Origin of the sequence: Kribbella hippodromi (assembly GCF_039531045.1) — a bacterium.
GTDB classification, from domain to species: Bacteria; Actinomycetota; Actinomycetes; order Propionibacteriales; family Kribbellaceae; genus Kribbella; species Kribbella hippodromi.
Map to the genome: position 1 here is coordinate 337028 of NZ_BAAAPH010000001.1, position 15952 is coordinate 352979.

Annotated in this window: 22 protein-coding genes; 14 read left to right on the top strand and 8 right to left on the bottom strand. The window is 64.9% G+C overall.

The window, feature by feature from the left end:
• Positions 1-60: 60 nt before the first annotated feature.
• Entirely contained in the window at positions 61-276 is a 216-nt protein-coding gene (locus ABD260_RS01665) for a hypothetical protein (protein ID WP_344231481.1), read from the bottom strand.
• Positions 277-448: 172 nt separating this feature from the next.
• On the opposite strand from ABD260_RS01665, the gene ABD260_RS01670 reads away from it, so the two are divergent.
• On the top strand, positions 449-1210 hold the full coding sequence (locus ABD260_RS01670; protein WP_344231482.1) for a GntR family transcriptional regulator: 762 nt from the start codon (positions 449-451) through the stop codon (positions 1208-1210).
• Between the two features lie 56 nt (positions 1211-1266).
• Positions 1267-1401 carry a hypothetical protein gene (locus ABD260_RS01675; protein ID WP_344231483.1) on the top strand — a complete coding sequence of 45 codons (135 nt, stop codon included), beginning with the start codon at positions 1267-1269 and terminating at the stop codon, positions 1399-1401.
• A gap of 55 nt (positions 1402-1456) precedes the next feature.
• Here the strand turns inward: ABD260_RS01675 and ABD260_RS01680 are convergent, their stop codons facing one another.
• From ABD260_RS01680 to ABD260_RS01690, 3 genes are all read right to left on the bottom strand, one after another.
• Positions 1457-1774 (bottom strand): hypothetical protein, encoded by a 318-nt coding sequence (locus ABD260_RS01680; protein WP_344231484.1) that lies wholly within the window; start codon positions 1772-1774, stop codon positions 1457-1459.
• 360 nt (positions 1775-2134) lie between these two features.
• The gene (locus ABD260_RS01685; protein ID WP_344231485.1) at positions 2135-2269 is read right to left on the bottom strand and encodes a hypothetical protein; all 135 of its coding nucleotides are present in this window, start codon (positions 2267-2269) and stop codon (positions 2135-2137) included.
• A 92-nt stretch (positions 2270-2361) separates the two neighbouring features.
• The gene (locus ABD260_RS01690; RefSeq protein ID WP_344231486.1) at positions 2362-2658 is read right to left on the bottom strand and encodes a hypothetical protein; all 297 of its coding nucleotides are present in this window, start codon (positions 2656-2658) and stop codon (positions 2362-2364) included.
• Positions 2659-4017: 1359 nt separating this feature from the next.
• Between ABD260_RS01690 and ABD260_RS01695 the strand changes: the two genes are divergently transcribed.
• Together ABD260_RS01695 and ABD260_RS01700 are read left to right on the top strand one after the other, a co-directional pair.
• Positions 4018-5040 (top strand): hypothetical protein, encoded by a 1023-nt coding sequence (locus ABD260_RS01695; protein WP_344231487.1) that lies wholly within the window; start codon positions 4018-4020, stop codon positions 5038-5040.
• A 107-nt stretch (positions 5041-5147) separates the two neighbouring features.
• Positions 5148-5507, top strand: a complete 360-nt coding sequence (locus tag ABD260_RS01700; RefSeq protein ID WP_486327061.1) for a DUF2716 domain-containing protein — start codon at positions 5148-5150, stop codon at positions 5505-5507.
• A 79-nt stretch (positions 5508-5586) separates the two neighbouring features.
• Here ABD260_RS01700 and ABD260_RS01705 read toward each other — a convergent pair whose 3' ends face one another.
• Positions 5587-5994 (bottom strand): hypothetical protein, encoded by a 408-nt coding sequence (locus tag ABD260_RS01705; protein ID WP_344231488.1) that lies wholly within the window; start codon positions 5992-5994, stop codon positions 5587-5589.
• 425 nt (positions 5995-6419) lie between these two features.
• Here ABD260_RS01705 and ABD260_RS01710 point away from each other — a divergent pair, with 425 nt between their 5' ends.
• From ABD260_RS01710 to ABD260_RS01725, 4 genes are all read left to right on the top strand, one after another.
• A complete protein-coding gene (locus ABD260_RS01710; protein ID WP_344231489.1) occupies positions 6420-7409 on the top strand; it encodes a hypothetical protein in 990 nt (329 codons plus the stop codon).
• A 207-nt stretch (positions 7410-7616) separates the two neighbouring features.
• The gene (locus ABD260_RS01715) at positions 7617-8075 is read left to right on the top strand and encodes a DinB family protein (protein WP_344231691.1); all 459 of its coding nucleotides are present in this window, start codon (positions 7617-7619) and stop codon (positions 8073-8075) included.
• Positions 8076-8167: 92 nt separating this feature from the next.
• Positions 8168-8467, top strand: coding sequence for a hypothetical protein (locus tag ABD260_RS01720; RefSeq protein WP_344231490.1), 300 nt, complete (start codon positions 8168-8170; stop codon positions 8465-8467).
• A 188-nt stretch (positions 8468-8655) separates the two neighbouring features.
• The gene (locus tag ABD260_RS01725; RefSeq protein WP_344231491.1) at positions 8656-9042 is read left to right on the top strand and encodes a hypothetical protein; all 387 of its coding nucleotides are present in this window, start codon (positions 8656-8658) and stop codon (positions 9040-9042) included.
• A gap of 114 nt (positions 9043-9156) precedes the next feature.
• Here the strand turns inward: ABD260_RS01725 and ABD260_RS01730 are convergent, their stop codons facing one another.
• Both ABD260_RS01730 and ABD260_RS01735 read right to left on the bottom strand, forming a co-directional pair.
• A complete protein-coding gene (locus tag ABD260_RS01730) occupies positions 9157-9726 on the bottom strand; it encodes a Chromate resistance protein ChrB (protein WP_344231492.1) in 570 nt (189 codons plus the stop codon).
• 50 nt (positions 9727-9776) lie between these two features.
• A complete protein-coding gene (locus ABD260_RS01735) occupies positions 9777-10496 on the bottom strand; it encodes a VIT1/CCC1 transporter family protein (protein WP_344231493.1) in 720 nt (239 codons plus the stop codon).
• 189 nt (positions 10497-10685) lie between these two features.
• On the opposite strand from ABD260_RS01735, the gene ABD260_RS01740 reads away from it, so the two are divergent.
• The 6 genes from ABD260_RS01740 (at position 10686) to ABD260_RS01765 (ending at position 15294) form a co-directional block, all read left to right on the top strand.
• Positions 10686-11474, top strand: a complete 789-nt coding sequence (locus ABD260_RS01740; RefSeq protein ID WP_344231494.1) for a COG4280 domain-containing protein — start codon at positions 10686-10688, stop codon at positions 11472-11474.
• Positions 11471-11689: a hypothetical protein gene (locus tag ABD260_RS01745; protein ID WP_344231495.1), complete on the top strand. Its 219-nt coding sequence runs from the start codon at positions 11471-11473 to the stop codon at positions 11687-11689. The genes ABD260_RS01740 and ABD260_RS01745 overlap by 4 nt, the downstream gene beginning before the upstream one ends.
• 323 nt (positions 11690-12012) lie before the next feature.
• Entirely contained in the window at positions 12013-13638 is a 1626-nt protein-coding gene (locus ABD260_RS01750; RefSeq protein ID WP_344231496.1) for a poly(ethylene terephthalate) hydrolase family protein, read from the top strand.
• A gap of 54 nt (positions 13639-13692) precedes the next feature.
• Complete coding sequence (locus ABD260_RS01755; RefSeq protein ID WP_344231497.1) at positions 13693-14205, top strand: DinB family protein; 513 nt, start codon at positions 13693-13695, stop codon at positions 14203-14205.
• Positions 14206-14243: 38 nt separating this feature from the next.
• On the top strand, positions 14244-14666 hold the full coding sequence (locus tag ABD260_RS01760; RefSeq protein ID WP_344231498.1) for an SMI1/KNR4 family protein: 423 nt from the start codon (positions 14244-14246) through the stop codon (positions 14664-14666).
• A 97-nt stretch (positions 14667-14763) separates the two neighbouring features.
• A complete protein-coding gene (locus ABD260_RS01765; RefSeq protein WP_344231692.1) occupies positions 14764-15294 on the top strand; it encodes a P-loop nucleotide/nucleoside kinase family protein in 531 nt (176 codons plus the stop codon).
• Positions 15295-15354: 60 nt separating this feature from the next.
• Here the strand turns inward: ABD260_RS01765 and ABD260_RS01770 are convergent, their stop codons facing one another.
• Positions 15355-15879: a GNAT family N-acetyltransferase gene (locus ABD260_RS01770; RefSeq protein WP_344231499.1), complete on the bottom strand. Its 525-nt coding sequence runs from the start codon at positions 15877-15879 to the stop codon at positions 15355-15357.
• Between the last annotated feature and the right edge of the window lie 73 nt (positions 15880-15952).

Consider the following 15952-nt stretch of genomic DNA (forward strand, 5'->3'; position numbering starts at 1 on the left):
CGGCCCGGCGGCTGGGCAGGGAATCGCGGCCAGCCGCCGGGCCGGGCTCAATGGCGCAGATCACGGCTCGGGGTTGAGCCAGTCGGGGTGCGCGAGGTCGCCGTCGTCGAGCCACTCGACGCCGGCGGCGTTCCGGTGCTTCCCTCTGTGCTCCCCAAGCACGCAGGGGGAGTCGTTGCGCGGGTTCTTGCCGTAGCACGCGATGTCTTGGGCCGAACGCAAGAGCGGCCAGCCTTTCGCGTCCAATTCCACCGTGCGCCCCGCCTCGTCGCTCATGTTCGCCATCCCCTCACTCGCGGTGATGGCGACTAACGTAGCGCATACAGTTCATAATGAGTATGATCTGTAGACAAGTTCTCACGGATCAGACACGCGGCCCGTGAGGCGGTTTCGCACGCCCACGTCTGAAAGACTCGTCATATCGAGTAGTCAGGCGTGAGGAGGAGCGGTGAGCGTGTTCAGTGGTCGACCGGCGTATCTCCAGATCGCCGACGATCTCCGCTCACAGATCCTCGAAGGCGCGTTGCAGGCAGACGACAAGTTGCCGTCCGAGCCAGCGCTGATGGACGACTACGGCGTCTCCCGGATCGTCGTACGCCAGGCGCTCGATGTGCTGCGCGCCGAAGGACTGATCGTCAAGCAGCAGGGCCGTGGCTCGTTCGTTCGCGCTCTGGTGCCGCCGACCAAACGCGTGCTCGGTCATCTGTACAACGAGAGGCCGGAAGGCTCACCGTTCGCTGCCGTGACGTCCGCCGGCGGCCAGCGTCCGGAGTGGGACTACCAGTCCCGCAAGACCGCCGCATCCAAGGTGATCGCGGATCGGCTCGGGATCGCTCCCGGAGATCCGGTGATGCGTACGTCGTACCGCTTCCTCGCCGACGACGAACCGGTCATGCTCAGCACCTCGTTCGAACCGTTGGCGATCACCGGAGGCACATCGATCGAGCAACCCGAGTCCGGCACCGTGACCGGCGTGGTACCGAGGTTCGACCAGATCGGGCTCCACATCACCCACGTCAAAGAGGACGTGAACGGCAGGGCAGCCAGACCGTACGAGGCCGAGACACTCCAGGTGCCCCAGGGTGTCCCGGTGCTGGTCATCGAACGCACGTACTACGTCGAGGACCAGCCGGTCGAGACAGCCGACATCGTCGTGTCGTCGGCTCGATACGTGCTGTCCTACCGGCTCGAAATCCCGCCCCGGACATGACAAGGCCCCGGGGCCGAAGCTCCGGGGCAAGGCCCTCGTATCAACAAGGACAACGCATGACCGAACGCGAACGTATCCGTGAACTTGGCCGAGTCGAAGGCGAACGCCTCCGCAAGGTCCGCCCTATCACCGAGGCCGAACAGCAGCAACTGCGTGACCTGATCGGTGACTGCTGCTCGCGAGACTCCTAGACGGTAACCACGGGTCGCATTGCTTGACCGTCCGCGGACGAACAGCGGTCACCAGTCACGGGCCTGTGGTCCCGTTCATGATGTCCTCGACCGCCTCGTCCATCAGGCGTTTCAGCGTCGGCCGATCGATACCGTCGCACACCGCCGTACGAGCCGATGGCGGATACGGGTCGTTGCTTCCCGCTGGCTTCTCCCAGCCTGTCTCGTAGTCGCCTCGCATGGCGTCGCGGCACGCATCCAGGTCAGGTGCCGCAGGGGTGGCTGTGACCGTGGCCGTAACAGTCGTGGTCGGCGCTGGCACGCCGGCCTCCTGGTTGTTGCCGCAGCCTGCCAGCAGCAGGACGGCGGCGATGATGGAAGCGAAGATTCGCATGATGGTCCCCCCTACGGGTGGTAATCGTGGAATAGGAGGCGGCCGTTACGGGCCGCCCGGTGGAGGCATATGTGTCGCACGCGGCCGCTGGTCCGGGCCTGGCCGCTTGTCAGGTCGACCGCAACCACGAACGTCCCGCCGTTTCCCATGCCGCCGCGGTACTGCGACGCCGAACCAGCGATCGAAGACCGGCAATAGGCGGCACGGCCAGTTACCCTCACCGAGGGCCCGGCGCGGCATGGGCGCGTTTGGTCCAGGACTCGGTTGCTCTCACTGGCGGTGTGGCACCGCTTCTGCCTCCACTCGCACGCCGTCCTTCATTCGCCCGGCGTGCGGCTTATCTGTATGGGTGAGGTTCAGCTAGTTGGTGTTCGACGCGAGCCAAACGAACGCGCATGCCAGGCCGCAGAGGACCAGAAGCACGAACTGAACGGCGAAACCGAAGAACAGCGGTTGAGGCACCTGGTCTACGGCGTGCAGCATCCAGTCAGCCACGGCCGACCCACCAGCCCACGAAGAAGCCGGCCACGAAGGTGGCACCGGCGATGATGAAGAGCTCGGCGACGGTCATGCTGACGCGGATCACTTCAGTCGCGAGGGTCATGGACGTCTCCCTCGTGGCTTGTGATCCCGGGTGCTTCCACTCGTACGAAGTCGTCCGTACCCGCGGCCACCAGGGCGGCGTGCGCCATCTCCAGCGCCGCGATCGCCCGCTCGATCGTCAGCAACGGATGATCGTTGTCGCCGTGCAGCGCGACCGAGTCGTTGTACTCGTTGTGAGTGAACCTCGACGCGCTCACGTCGAGCATGATCACGACCGGTTCTGCGTCGAGCATCGAGTAGACACCGTGGTCCCTGAGCCACTCGTCAGGGCTTTCATTCATTCGGTCGAACGATACGGACGGGCCGTCCGGGCTGTCGGCGTACAGGGTGTTCACCATCACCCGTAGAGCGGGCGAAGTGGTGTCGGTAGATACTGCGTTCAAGGTCGGGCCTCCGTTGTCCGGTCCAGGCCCTCGTCTGGTGCTTCCATCACCGGCGAGGGCCGCTCAGTTCTGATGGGCTGAGGTAGACCGACCGGGTGGAGGTCCACGCCCGAATCGCGACCACCTTACGACCACAAAATGATCGGTATTCGCCGTCGCCAACCAACGGCACTCAATGGCCAAATCCCCTTGCGTGCAAGGGAAGCCAGCAACTATCAGCAACAACCAATCAAGGACGTTCGAACGTCGTCGGTTCGATTCCGACAGGCGGCTCCACTCCGGTAGACGGAGAAACCCCAGGTCACGGCGTACATGACCTGGGGTTCTGTATGTCCCGGCCGCCTCGTGGTGCGGCTCATGGTGCGAGTTTGCTAGCGCGCTTGCTAACTGGGCACCAGCGCGGACGCGTCCGGCCCCTCGTCCTCGTTAGTCTCGTCGTCCTCGTCCGGCCCGTTTCGAAGCGGCGATCCAACGCGAGTGCACGCGGCTGCGAATGACGAGCGAGCCCGCTGGAGCTGAGCAGTGAGCGGCAAGGCGCCGGCCGTCGCGTAAGTGAATGCGAACCTGCTCATCACCGAGTCCGAAGTCGCCAGACTGCGCGAGAGCATGGCGCGCTTCGCGGACGAATGGGGCTACGACCTCGACTCGATCCATGTCGAAGACCGCACCTCCGGCCGCAGCGCGTTCAACGCGATGGAGGCGACTGACCGCGAAGGACATCACGACCGTTCCGGTGCCGAGTCTCCACCACTTCGCTGGCATCGGTCACCCGATCGAGGTCAAAGACCACCTCCAGTTCCTCACGGCCGGGCGGGTCATCCCCACCGGCACTACCTGAGCGGTGGGGTTGGCGTGCCGATCCCTGTGTCCGCGTCAGCCCTGCCTTCCACTCCGCGCCCCTGCCTCGGTCACCCTCCTCAACTCCTCCCGAGCCAGGGGCGCGGTCACGACCAGGCCCACCCGAACGGACCAGCGATGCCGAAACCCACCCGGCCATCGCGACAGCCCTGCCCCGCCTGCAACGGCACGTCGTGGAAGGTCGTCCAGAAAACCCGCATCAAGAACGGCAAGGTAGTAACCGTCCCCGAACACGAACCGTGCTCAGCGTGCGGTGGAACCGGGTGGGCAACCCGGTAAATCCGGCGCCCGGCAAGCGCGGCTCGGTGTTTACTTAGCCGGGATTGTTTCTGCTCATCGCGTGATCCGTGATCCGACGACCCATGATGCGTGGGTCTTGCTGTGATTGGTGGCTGCGTAATGTCCAGCTTCTTCATACCGATCGAAGGTCTGACGATACTCACCGACTGGGAGGTTGGTGCTGTCACCGTTCGTCCAGCTGCCGAGGCCTTGGAGTACGTGCTCCACGGCCGACCGGCCGCGACAGTCGAATGGTTCGACAGCTTCGCGACCGAGCAGACACCCACAGCGTTCGGAATGGTTGAGGCCAATGACCTCGACTCTGCCATCGACCTTGTCGCCCAGGCGGTCGACCTGCTCCGCGTGTTCCAGCACGTCCGGTACTTCACTTCGCCGCTGACGCAATTCGGTCTTGCGGGCGATGTCGGCAGCGGTGTCATGCGATATGTCTGTATCGAGGGCGAGCGCCTTGGCCAGGGTCTCTCTCGCCGCGGCAACGCGCTCGGGTGGACCTTCGATGACTCAGACGCATGGGCAAGCTCGCCCGCCTTCCAGTGGGCGGCAAGCGCGATCGGCGCTTCAAATCCAAGCGAATCGCAGCGCCGTGCCTTGGTCGGTGTGCAACTGCTCTCGCAGGCCGTCGTCGAGCAGCGCGGCACCTTCAAGATGGTTGAACTCGTCGGTGCGCTGGAAGCTTGGCTCCTGCCTCGGCGACCTGGAGGACAGACGTTCCGCTTGGCCAGGGCGATCGCGTTCTTTGGCTGCGGCCGTCATCAGGGCTCATTGTGCGGGCGATCTCGCGAAACGTGCCCGTACCTTGAGCTCAATCCCGATGCGAAACGGCAGCGAGAAGAGCTGAAGCAACTGCAAACCAAAGGCGCCCGTCTCCCGTGGCGATGCTCTGAGTGGCACCGCGTTGTCGGGTGGTATGACGATCGGTCCGACGTCGTCCACGGGGCCGGACCCGTGATTCCCTATAAGGATGCAAGTAACGCTCTGTACTGGGTCTGCCGCTATCTCACTGAGCCAATTCTCCAGTGGTTGGCTGAACATCCCGAGGACCCAGTAGCGGCCCTGGAGGATGAGATGGCACTGCTGCCGCCTTCCCCCGATTGGACTGCCCGGCTCGGGAGCCCTCGTTGACGCGGGGCAGCCCCGAAGACCTACGCCCAAGTAGCGACCGACACCAGGCATCAGCACATGGCTGACGGTCGCTCACCGAAGCTGTCTGCCGGATTGACCTCTTAAGTATCAAGCCGCGCCGCGAGCGGCGCGCAGCGCGGCCCGGGCTCGATGCTGCGGAAGCGGCGATCACCGCGGCCGCCCTCCGGGGTTCTGTTTGGCTCGCCGACGAAGAAGAGTTGACTGCATTGGACTGGCAGCACACCGCATACCGCTACTCGCCAGCCAAACACGCCCTCGCGGACATAGGGTGGCCTGTGCCGGTGTTCCCGAACGGTGACTACTACGTGCACACCACGTCGGACCTGCGGTGGGGCACCTTCGCACATCCGTGGCAACAGTCGCTGACCGTCTGGGGCGCAGAGCTAGTACGGACCCTGGGCGCGGAACTGCTGACCTGGCTACCGCGCCACGCGCACAGCCGGTAGACGCACGCATCTGCCGCGATGCGCACTTCCGCACCGTCGCAGATCACCTGACGGACGACTGTCGCTTCACATGTAACGGTCAACTGCTCTGAGTTGGCCTGTCGTCGGTGTGGCTCGCCCGCAGAGCCTCGGCGTGCCGGAGAGCGGCGACGAAACCTGCGCCCGTGGCGCTGAACCAAGCCAGTACTACCCAGCCGGTGAATCGCAGCCAAGAAGTGCCGGCGTCGAGTGCCATCGTGCTTGCCCAGACCAGCCAGACGCCCAGGAATGCGAACAGGAACGCTACTCCCGTTACGTCCAAGGGCTTCCGCTGCCGCCGGACGATGAATCGACCCAGTCCGCGAGGTGGCAGCACAGAGCCAAGCGCAACGAAAGTTGCGGCCGCCGCGCAAGCAAGGAGGGGTGGGCCATCCGCTGCGATTGCCACGCCGCCCATCACGCACGCAGCAAGCGCTCCACCCAGCAGGGCCAACACTTTGACTCTCACGCGCAGACCGTACGCGGAAATCATCTCCAAGCACCAGCACCGCTGTGTCCACGTGGAGATGACCGACGTGCCTCCGTGCTGCAGTCGAGTAGCAGTACGCGGGAGTTCACGCACGTCCGCTCCCGCTCACCCAGCAGTGGTGACACAGGACTCGCCGAAGACCGCCAAGGGGAGCTTCCGGAGTACGGGGCAAAGCCACGTGATTCTCTCGACGCATGCGCCAGCTTGGGATCGATAGTGACGCTGCCAGTTGCCCTTGACCCGGGTGTGTATCGTGATCGGTGGCAAGGGGCTCGGGAATGTGCCTGAGCATCCACCAGATCTCTTCGAGACACGGAGCGCGGGACTGTGCCTGCGCCACCGTCTCTGTCCCCGTACCTCGTTCCCGTCCTCGGAGCGTCATGCCCCGAGGCAGAAGGAAACCTGTGACGATCTATTCCCAGCACCCGAGCCGTGGCAAGGTCCAGATCCTCGCCACCTACCAAGGACCGAGCGGTGTTCTGTCCGCAACGGTCACCAGCGTTGAGAACCAGGCCATTGCCGGCCCGATCGTCGATGCGCTGAATCGTGTGTCGGCGTACACGACGGTTCCGGTCAGCGTCCGAGACGAGCGAGACGACCGCTATCGCCGCTATCCCACCGACCACATCGACGCGCTTGTGGATCCGGAGGCCCGGCTCGCGCTGCGAGTCGGCGCGCACAGCCTCTGGTACCAGCACGTCATGCTGCGTCTCGCCAACGCCCTCAAGGACCTGGACGAGGCGACAGCGGACGCCCCACCACCGGTACGAACTGCGATCGCTGCTGAGCTGGAAGTCGAGGCGCGCGACCTACGGCATGGGTTGGCCGAGTTCTCCGATGGCGTGAGACCGCCTGCGGATGAGACTCGCCGGGTATGGGACGACGACGCGCCGTTCGTCACCTCGGAGGAGGCGCTGAGCGATGCCACTCGTCATCGTCTGGACGAGCAGGAAGACGAAGGGGGCGCCGCGGATCTTCGCCGGGCAGTCGCCGACCTGCAGTTGCTCTACGACGCGTACGTCAAGTCCACCAATACGGGAGCGCGGCTGGAGCTCGGCGAGTTCCTTGTCGAGGATGACCCTTGGGGCGACGAACGTGACAACTTCTTCCTCGACATATCAGCGCCGATTCCGGATGAAGACTCGCCCCAGGATACGTGGAGTGTCGGCATCCACCGATGGGTGCCCGACGACTCCGACGAGGAATACGGAGCAGACTCTGGCGAATCAATCCTCGAGTGTCGCCGGTCGACGACACCCGCCCTCGACGAACTGGTCAATCTGCTGAACCTCAGCGGCGGAGACAACGTCCAGCTCGCAGCCTGGGCGGCGACCCCGCTGGGAGAACCTCTTGCTGGTACCACCTTCGTCGTGACTGCTCGCTACACCGACTGAGCGCCTCCGAACCCATATTTGCAGGGATGTGACGCGTCGTGCCGGAGCGCAGACCGGTGCTGCGGCCCGACGCGCATCCCATCGGGTCGGCTCGTACCAGAGTGTTTGCCTCGTTGAGGGTGTAGCTGGCGGGGATTCGTTGGGGTGGTGGACGATCTTGGGGTGACTTCTCGGAGGCGGCCTGGTGGTGACGCGGACGAGCGGACGATGCTCAATGGTTGGCTGGATTGGCAGCGGGCGACGGTCCGAATGAAGTGCGATGGTGTGTCCGAGCTCGACGCGCAACGAGCGCCGCTTCCCTCCTCTCCGATGATGACCATCGCAGGGTTGGTGTCGCACCTGCGCTGGGTCGAGTACGGCTGGTTCGAGGTCAGTTTTCTTGGTGCTCCTGACCGCAGCCCCTCGGAGGCGCAAGATCCTCACGTGCAGTGGCGTGTCCCGGACGTTCCGCTCGTGAGGCTGCTGGACGAGTATGAGGAGCAGTGCGTGCGGTCCCGCGAGATCGTTGCGGCTCACGAGCTTGACGAGTTGGAGGCGTGGGCGCCGGAGGGGATGGAGGTGGTGTCGCTGCGCTGGATTGTTGGCCACATGATCGAGGAAACCGCACGCCATCTTGGTCACCTGGACGCTCTGCGCGAGCTGGCGGATGGCTCGACCGGTTCCTAGGTAATCATCCTTCCAAGTCGGCAGATCCACGTCTCGTGAGGGTGTCCGCTAAAGGTCGCGACGCTTGTTTCCTGATCATCTAGGCTCGGCGCGTGTTCGAGTTTGAGTTCGACAGTCCTCGCCGCATCCGGCTGCGGGTTGGGCGATGGCACTTTCGTACTTGGCGGTCTTGGGTGATGAAACTTCCCAGTGGGTACCGCCAGCCTGAGTGGATCTATGCCGTCGAGTGGTTCGATGAGGATGAGAAGTGGCATGGCCAGGCCGGTGCGTTCTTCTCGCAGGAGGCGGCGGAGGCTTGTATGGCACAGCTTGAGGCGGAGGGCCAAACGGACATGGTCGTCAATATGATCCCGGTCCATTCCCGGCTCCAGGACTGGCAGTGGGATCGCTAGCCTGCCTGCCGAGACGAGCAGCTTCGCCTGCTGATTGCAGGTTTTCGAGCTTGGGCATGGCGCTCCCTCTTCGGTGGTGAGGTAGGTAGGCCCTGGCCTGGCGGTGTGAACGCCCCGACATTGCGTTTAGCAGGCCGCAGTTCTGAGAAACTGCCTGGAGTATCCGTTTCAGGGCAAGGGACAAGTGCATGAGCGAGGCAGGCAATCAGGGTGCCACCGAAGTCGTACCGCCGTCGTCTGGTGGCGGTGATGAGACCAGACGGCAGCATCTTCGCCTGATGGGCTTCGCTGTGTCGCTGGCGTTGCTGGTTGTGCTCGCACCGCCATGGCTCATGGTCTTAGCTGATGGTCACGCGGTCCATAGGCTCTACAGCGGCATCAGCCTGATCGAGGTCTTTGGCGGGGTAGTTGTCACGATCGTCATCATGCTGACTGACCCGAATGGAACGGACCCGTTGACAGGCCAGACAGACCAAGTGGCGTTCACAGGCGCACCAATTATTGCCGTTGGCCTGTGGCTCGTGGCTGTCGTCGTGGCCCTAGCCGGCTGGTCAACAGCCCGAGCCAGCAGCTGACAGACATCCAGGTGAAAGTACGGGAACTGGTGGCGCATCCGTTTGCGTGAGCCCGACGGCCGGATGGCTGGCTGTCGAAGTCACTGGGTGCGACTGACGCGCTCGTGACGGGGCTCAGGCTTCGCCCTGGGTTCGGTCGTAGACGTCGGCTTCGAATTCTTCCAGTAGGCGTTCGCAGTCGGCGACCTTGGTGCGGGCGAGCTCCTTGCCGTCGGCATCCATCCAGTCGCGGCCCTCGACCTTGGCCAGCCAGCGGCGGAGTTTCTCCAGGTCCTGCCGGATCTCCTCGGCTTCCTCGAACGTGTAGTTCTCCCGGAACCGCTCGAACTCGATCTCCTTGACGAACTTGGTGTCGCACTCCTCGACGATCTCGGCGTACTCCTTGGCCGACTGGCTCCGGAACCCCTCGACGAACTGCTCGCGCGCATCGTCGTCGACGTCCGTCAGCGTCAGGAACACGCTCGAACCACCGAGCTCGGTGACCCGCTCCCGCACCTTCTCCATGCCGGCGCGCAGCTCCTCGCGGTCCGGCAGTACGCAGACCGCCTGCTGCACGTAGAAGCCGCCCAGCCGCTTGAGATCACGCCACACGGCGACCCGGGCCCGGGACGACTCGCTGGGCACCTTGTAGATGAGCAGCAGCCAGCTGTCCCGCTTCTTCGGGTTCGTACGTCGGGTCGCCATCAGGACAGGCTATCCAACGCTGCCAGGCCAACTCGGTCAGGCCAACTCGGTCAGGACAGCCCGGTTCCGACTGCCAGGCCGATCGCGAACGTCACCGCTGCGGACAGTCCGCCGAGAAGCAGTTGTCGCCCGCCGCCGTACCAGAACGGGCGGGCGGTGATCTTGCCGACGATGCCGCCGGTGACCACCAGGCCGAGCGCGCTCAGCAACAGCGCGGGCAGGATGCTGCCGGCGCCGAAGATGAACGGGATCAGCGGGATCAGCGCGCCGACCGCGAACGCGGCGAACGACGACCCGGCGGCGACCCACGGCGACGGCAGGTCATTGGGGTCGACGCCGAGCTCCTCGCGGACGTGGACGTCGAGCGCGACCTCCGGGTTCGCGGTCAGTTCGCGGGCGACTTCGGCGGCCAGCTCGGGGCGCAGGCCCTTCGCCTCGTACATCATCGCGAGCTCGCGCTCTTCCTCGGCCGGGTGGATCTCGAGCTCGCGTTTCTCGACGGCGATCTCGGCCTGCATCAGCTCGGCCTGGGACGAGACCGAGGTGAACTCGCCGGAGGCCATCGAGCAGGCGCCGGCCACCAGTCCGGCCAGGCCGGTCATCAGTACGACCGTGCCGCTCGCGCCGCCGCCGACGACCCCGGCAACCAGCGCGAAGTTCGACACCAGGCCGTCCATCACGCCGAAGGTCGCCGGCCGCAGCCAGCCGCCGGTGACATCGCGATGGGAGTGGTGGATCTCCGGGGACCGTTCCGAGAGTTCCGCAGTCATGAGTACCTCCTTCGGGACCGAGGTGAGCCTTGCTTAACGAAGGCTTGCGTAACCTCAGTTAAACTGAAGCATCTGTTACATCACTCTATTGGTGACCGAATCCAACGGCAAGAACCGATTGACACCCCAGTGACCGCGTAACTACTGTTTCAAGCAGCATATGTTTCATCTGACCTGAGGAAGTGAGAGATGGACGCGGCAACCTGGGGGCTGATCATCGCGACGTTCGTCGCGTGTTTCGTGGAGATGGTCGAAGCCACCACCATCGTGATGGCGATGGGATACACCCGGGGCTGGCGATCGGCGCTGGCCGGTACGTTCGCGGCCCTCGGTGCGCTGGCCGTGGTCACCCTGGCGGCCGGGTACGCGCTGGCGACCTGGCTGCCCGAATCCGCGCTGCAGCTGGCGATCGGCGGCCTGCTGCTGATCTTCGGCCTGCAATGGCTGCGGAAAGCGATCCTCCGGTCGTCCGGGCGCAAGGCGGTGCACGACGAGGACGCCATCTACCGCGAAGAAGTCGAGGCGGCCAAGGCAGCCGGCGAGAGCAAGGGCAGTCTTGACCTCTTCGCCTTCATGGTCTCCTTCAAGGGCGTCTTCCTCGAAGGCATGGAGGTGGTGTTCATCGTCCTCACCTTCGGGCTGAACGCGAACAACATCCCGGCCGCCAGCCTCGGCGCCCTGGCCGCGGTGGTCATCGTGCTGGGCGTCGCGGTCGCACTGCGCCGGCCGCTGTCGATGATCAACGAGAACCTGCTCAAGTACGGCGTCGGGCTGCTGCTCGCGTCGTTCGGCACGTACTGGGCCGTCGAGGGAATCGGCATCTTCCGGGACGGCCGGGAAAGTCTCGGCTGGCCCGGTCACGACCTGATGATTCTCGTCCTGCTCGCCGCCTGGCTGCTGCTCAGCCGGATCTTCGTCGCCGCGCTGCGCAAGCCGGCCGTCGCGGCCCCGGTCGTCCCTGTGGAGGTGCGGAAGTGAAGTATCTCAAGGCCTTCGGCCAGTTCTGGTACGACTTCATCATCGGCGACGACTGGAAGATCGCTGTCGCCGTCGTCACCTCGCTTGTCATCCTGGTGATCGCCATGCTCAGCGGCGCCTTCAGCGACACCGCGCTCACTCTCGTCGGCGGCGCACTGCTCATGGTTGCCTTCAGCATCAGCCTGGCAATCGATGTCCGCAAGAAGAAGGGGTGACAGTGCAGCGTTTTGGAAGCTGAGGCGTCTCTCAGGGTGTGACTGATTCGGCGGTGCGGCTCCAGCTTCTGGCTGAGCCGCGCCGCTGCTGGTATGTCGACCTTGGAGTGGAGCGGATGGCGCTGAGCAGGAGCAGACTGAGAGTGCTTGCGTTGGGCAACAAGGCGAGGTCTGGTACGGCGGCGAGGTCTGGTACGGCACGGGTCGCTGTAGTTGCCGGGCTCGTCGCCCTGACCCTTCTCCTACCGGCGGCCACCGGCGCCAACCCCGCACCCGCTGCACCTTCGGGGCCCGCGGCTGCTGGGTCAGCGGGGTTTGCTGGGGTGGGCGTTGAGGTTTCCGAGCTGGTGACGACCGGTACGTACGATCTCGGACTGATCAACCTCCCCGGCCTACCCCACAAGGTCGAGCTCACCGGTGTCGTGCACCGGCCGAAGGTCTCGCTGGGCCGGCGGCTGCCCGTCGTTGTGATGCTTCACGGGCAGCACGCGGGGTGTACGTACGACGTGGACGGTTTCGTCTGGCCCTGCCCGCCTGGCAAGTTCTTTCCGAGCTACCGCGGCTATGACTATCTCGGCAAGGACCTGGCCGCTCATGGTGTCGTCGTCATCTCGATCAGCGCCAACGGGGTCAATTACCGCAGCGGCGACTCCGACGACGAGGGCATGACCGCCCGGACCCGGCTGATCCGCAAGCACCTCGATCTCTGGAAGGAGTGGACGACCCGCGGCAACGGCCCGTTTGGGCGACAGGTGCTGAGCGCGATCGATTTCTCCCGCGTCGGGTTGATGAGGCATTCTCAAGGTGGAGAGGGCGTCATCCGGGCGGCTGAGCACAAGGGCGCCGACCTCAAACCGTACGGGATCAAGGCTGTGCTGGCATTGGCACCGAGCGGTTTCAAGAGGCGCTCGGTGAGCTCGATCCCGATTGCGGCGGTCGTCGGAAGCTGCGACGGCGATGTCGGCCCGGGTGCGGTCAAGTACTACGACGACTCCCGGTACGCCCAGGCCGGCGACGTGGCCCCGAAGTACCAGGTGATCATCCAGGGCGCCAACCATTCCTTCTTCAACACCACCTGGTCGCCCAGCGGCGGACTCGGTGGGCGGGATGAGTGGTACAGCTACGACCCCAAGTCCTCCGAATGCGCCGTGGGCAAGCCGACCCGGCTGACCGAGGACGGTCAGCGGAAGGTCGCGCTGGCGTACTTCAGCAGCTTCTTCCGCCTCCACCTCAAGAACGAGCGCCGCTTCGCGGGGATCTGGCAAGGTACGGCCAAGCCGCCACGGTCCTTCGGAACGGCGGAAGTGCCGATCAGCTACCACGCCCCGGCGAACCGTCGACTTGACCTCAACCGGCTTGCGGTGGCCGCCGATCTGACCCGGAACGCCGTCGGCGGGGCAGTCAGCCAGCGCGGGTTCCAGTCGGTGAGCCTGTGTGGGGGAGCCGCGCCGCAGCCGCGCAACTGCCTGGCCCGGTCGGACATAGAGGAGGTCACCGCCCCGCACCAGGAAACCACCGGCCCGAAACCGGGCCTGGGCGTCGTCGCACTCAAATGGGCCAAGCCCGGCGCAATCTTCACTAACCACCTGGAGGGCGCCGCCCGCAACCTTTCGTCCTACCGCCAACTCCGCTTTCGCGCCGGCGTCAATTTCACCGACAAACTCAATCCGGTCGGCAAACCCCAGGACTTTTCCGTGGTCCTCACCGACGGCGCCGGCAAGACCAGTTCGGTCCGCGCGGGACAGTACGGCAAAGCGCTCCAGTACCCGGCCCTCATCGACCGCCTACCCGGCAACCGAGACCTGCGAATCTTCTTCTTCCACCAGCAAACCATCCCCCTCACCGCTTTCACCGGCGTCAACCTGCACAACATCCGCTCAATAGAATTCCACTTCAACACCACCCCCAAAGGCTCAATAGCCCTAACCGACCTAACCGCCACCCGCTAGCCGGGTTCTGCGGATGCGATTGGTGTTGGCGTACGCCGGGCGTACTGTCGGCGCATGGTATTCAGCTCGCCGCTGCACCGGGTCGCGCCGAACCGCATGGCCGATGAGCGCGACGCCCTGACCCAGCAACTCGACTTCCACCGCGCCACCCTCCTGCAAAAGCTGGAGGGGCTGGACGACGAGAACCTCCGCCGTCCGATGACGGCATCGGGGCTGAGCCTGTTGGGTTTGGTCAAGCACCTGGCCGCGACGGAGCACGGCTGGTTCCTCGAGATCTACGGCGGTTTGCCGAGGCCAGACGTGTTCTCGAACGAGGACGACCCAGACGCCGACTTCCACATCGCGCCCGAGGAAACGGCGGCTGTGATCGTCGGGCTGTACCTGAGTATCTGCGAGCAGGCACGGGCGGTCGTCGCTGCCGGTGCACTCGACGACGTGGTCACAACGCCGTCCGGAGCTCGGGCGAACCTGCGGGCGATCCTCGTTCACCTGGTCCAGGAAACCGCCCGTCACAACGGCCACGCCGACATCATCCGAGAATCAATAGACGGCACAACAGGCCACTAAAGGCAGTTGTCATCGCGAATCGGGACGGTGCATAGCTTATGGACGCGGCGGCTTGGCGGGACCTGCTGAGGGACGGGCATGGATGGCTGGAGTTGCAGCCGCCCGTTGATCCGGATGAGATTGCGGCGGCCGAGGTCCGGCTTGGCGTCACGTTTCCGAGTGAGCTGCGTGGGCTGTTCCGGGCGACAGACGGCATCTACGACAAGCGCGGCCAATGGTTCGTGCTGTGGCGACTTGAGGATGTTGTGCAGCGGAACCTTGAGGCCGGGAACGGACTGGACTACGCGACTCGGCGGCTCCTTTCCATTGGAGATGACGGGACCGGCGCGCCGTTCTGCATCACGCTGGATGGCGAATCCGCTGTGTTCTCCTGGTCGCCGATCGAGCGAGAAGCACGACCGCTTGCACCCGGCCTTCGCAAGTTCTGGTTGGGATGGCTGGCCGGGGAGATCAGTACCTGACACCGGCCGGAGCTGGGGGCCACGGTGCGGTGTATCGGCGAGACTGGCGGGACCGGTCGTGTACGGGATTGAGGTGGTTTGGGTGTTCTTGGTGCAGATGTCGGGGGTGCCGGGGGCGGGGAAGTCTACGGTGGCGGCGTATGTGGGGCGGGTGTACGGGGCGGTGGTTGTCGACTATGACGTGATCAAGAGTGCGGTGCTTGATGCGGGGTTTGGGCTTGGGGAGAGTACGAAGGCGGCGTACGAGGTGATGTACGCGCAATCGCGGCATGTGCTGCGGCAAGGGCTTGATGTGGTGATGGACAGTCCGTGCTTTTGGCCGCGGATTCTTGATGAGGGGATGGCGATCGCGGGGGAGTGCGGGGCTACGTACAGGTATATCGAGTGTCAGTTGGCGGATCTGACGGTGCTTGATGAGCGGCTCAGACAGCGGGTGCGGTTGCGGACTCATCGGCGTGGGGTGGGGCATCCGCCGGTGGATGTCGGGGATGAGCTCGAGGACGGCGAGGCGTTCTACCGCGGCGCGATCGACCGGGTACGGCGGCCGGCGGAGGGTTATTTGCAATTGAACATGGAGCGACCGTTGTCCGAGGTACTGCCGGAGGTCGACGCGTACCTGAAGTCCTGAGCCGGGCGCGTCCTGAGGCGGGGCGCGTGATGAGGCCGGGCGGGTGTGAGCGTGGACGGATCAGGCCCCGGGGTGAATGCCGAGCCATTGTTCGGCGTTGAAAGCTTCGTAGCGTTCTGCCTCGGTGAAGCCGAGTTTTTCGGCCAGGCGGAGCGATTGGGTGTTGGCGGTTTGGGTGCTGAGGGCGATCGGTTCGCCGGGGTGGGCGGTGGTGAACCAGGTCAGCGCGGCAGTACACGCCTCGGTCGCATACCCGCGGCCCCACGTCTGCGGGAGGAACAGGTAGCCGAGCTCGTACCTGGCGAGGTCGAGGCGGATCTGGTCCGGGCGCTCGGGATCGCGCGGGTCGAGGGTGATTGTGCCGATCATCGCGCCGTCGAGCGCGACCACGAACAGGCCGGGGCGCCGGCGCGGCGGGTCGGGCATGGTGCGTTCGAGGTCGGCGCGGGGTTGCGGCCCGCCGATGTACGTGCCGACTTCGGGGGAAGCGAGCAGGTCGATGATCGCCGTACGGTCCCGGGGCTCGGGTTCGCGGAGCACGAGACGCTCGGTGTGAATCGGGGGCGGAGGCCACGCGGCGGTCATGCCGGCCAATTTATCGTAAGGCGCTGGTCTGCTGGAGCGGTTGCTCGCGGCAACTAAGGAGGTAATGGAGGTG

Bases quoted from the DNA above. Each gene is read 5' to 3' on its own strand.
- ABD260_RS01755 (WP_344231497.1), top strand. From the start codon at position 13,693: ATGGTATTCAGCTCGCCGCTGCACCGGGTCGCGCCGAACCGCATGGCC.
- ABD260_RS01690 (WP_344231486.1), bottom strand. From the start codon at position 2,658: ATGAATGAAAGCCCTGACGAGTGGCTCAGGGACCACGGTGTCTACTCG.
- ABD260_RS01680 (WP_344231484.1), bottom strand. From the start codon at position 1,774: ATGCGAATCTTCGCTTCCATCATCGCCGCCGTCCTGCTGCTGGCAGGC.
- ABD260_RS01740 (WP_344231494.1), top strand. From the start codon at position 10,686: ATGGACGCGGCAACCTGGGGGCTGATCATCGCGACGTTCGTCGCGTGT.
- ABD260_RS01735 (WP_344231493.1), bottom strand. From the start codon at position 10,496: ATGACTGCGGAACTCTCGGAACGGTCCCCGGAGATCCACCACTCCCAT.
- ABD260_RS01695 (WP_344231487.1), top strand. From the start codon at position 4,018: ATGTCCAGCTTCTTCATACCGATCGAAGGTCTGACGATACTCACCGAC.
- ABD260_RS01725 (WP_344231491.1), top strand. From the start codon at position 8,656: ATGAGCGAGGCAGGCAATCAGGGTGCCACCGAAGTCGTACCGCCGTCG.
- ABD260_RS01765 (WP_344231692.1), top strand. From the start codon at position 14,764: ATGTCGGGGGTGCCGGGGGCGGGGAAGTCTACGGTGGCGGCGTATGTG.
- ABD260_RS01715 (WP_344231691.1), top strand. From the start codon at position 7,617: ATGCTCAATGGTTGGCTGGATTGGCAGCGGGCGACGGTCCGAATGAAG.
- ABD260_RS01665 (WP_344231481.1), bottom strand. From the start codon at position 276: ATGAGCGACGAGGCGGGGCGCACGGTGGAATTGGACGCGAAAGGCTGG.
- ABD260_RS01770 (WP_344231499.1), bottom strand. From the start codon at position 15,879: ATGACCGCCGCGTGGCCTCCGCCCCCGATTCACACCGAGCGTCTCGTG.
- ABD260_RS01730 (WP_344231492.1), bottom strand. From the start codon at position 9,726: ATGGCGACCCGACGTACGAACCCGAAGAAGCGGGACAGCTGGCTGCTG.
- ABD260_RS01760 (WP_344231498.1), top strand. From the start codon at position 14,244: ATGGACGCGGCGGCTTGGCGGGACCTGCTGAGGGACGGGCATGGATGG.
- ABD260_RS01675 (WP_344231483.1), top strand. From the start codon at position 1,267: ATGACCGAACGCGAACGTATCCGTGAACTTGGCCGAGTCGAAGGCGAA.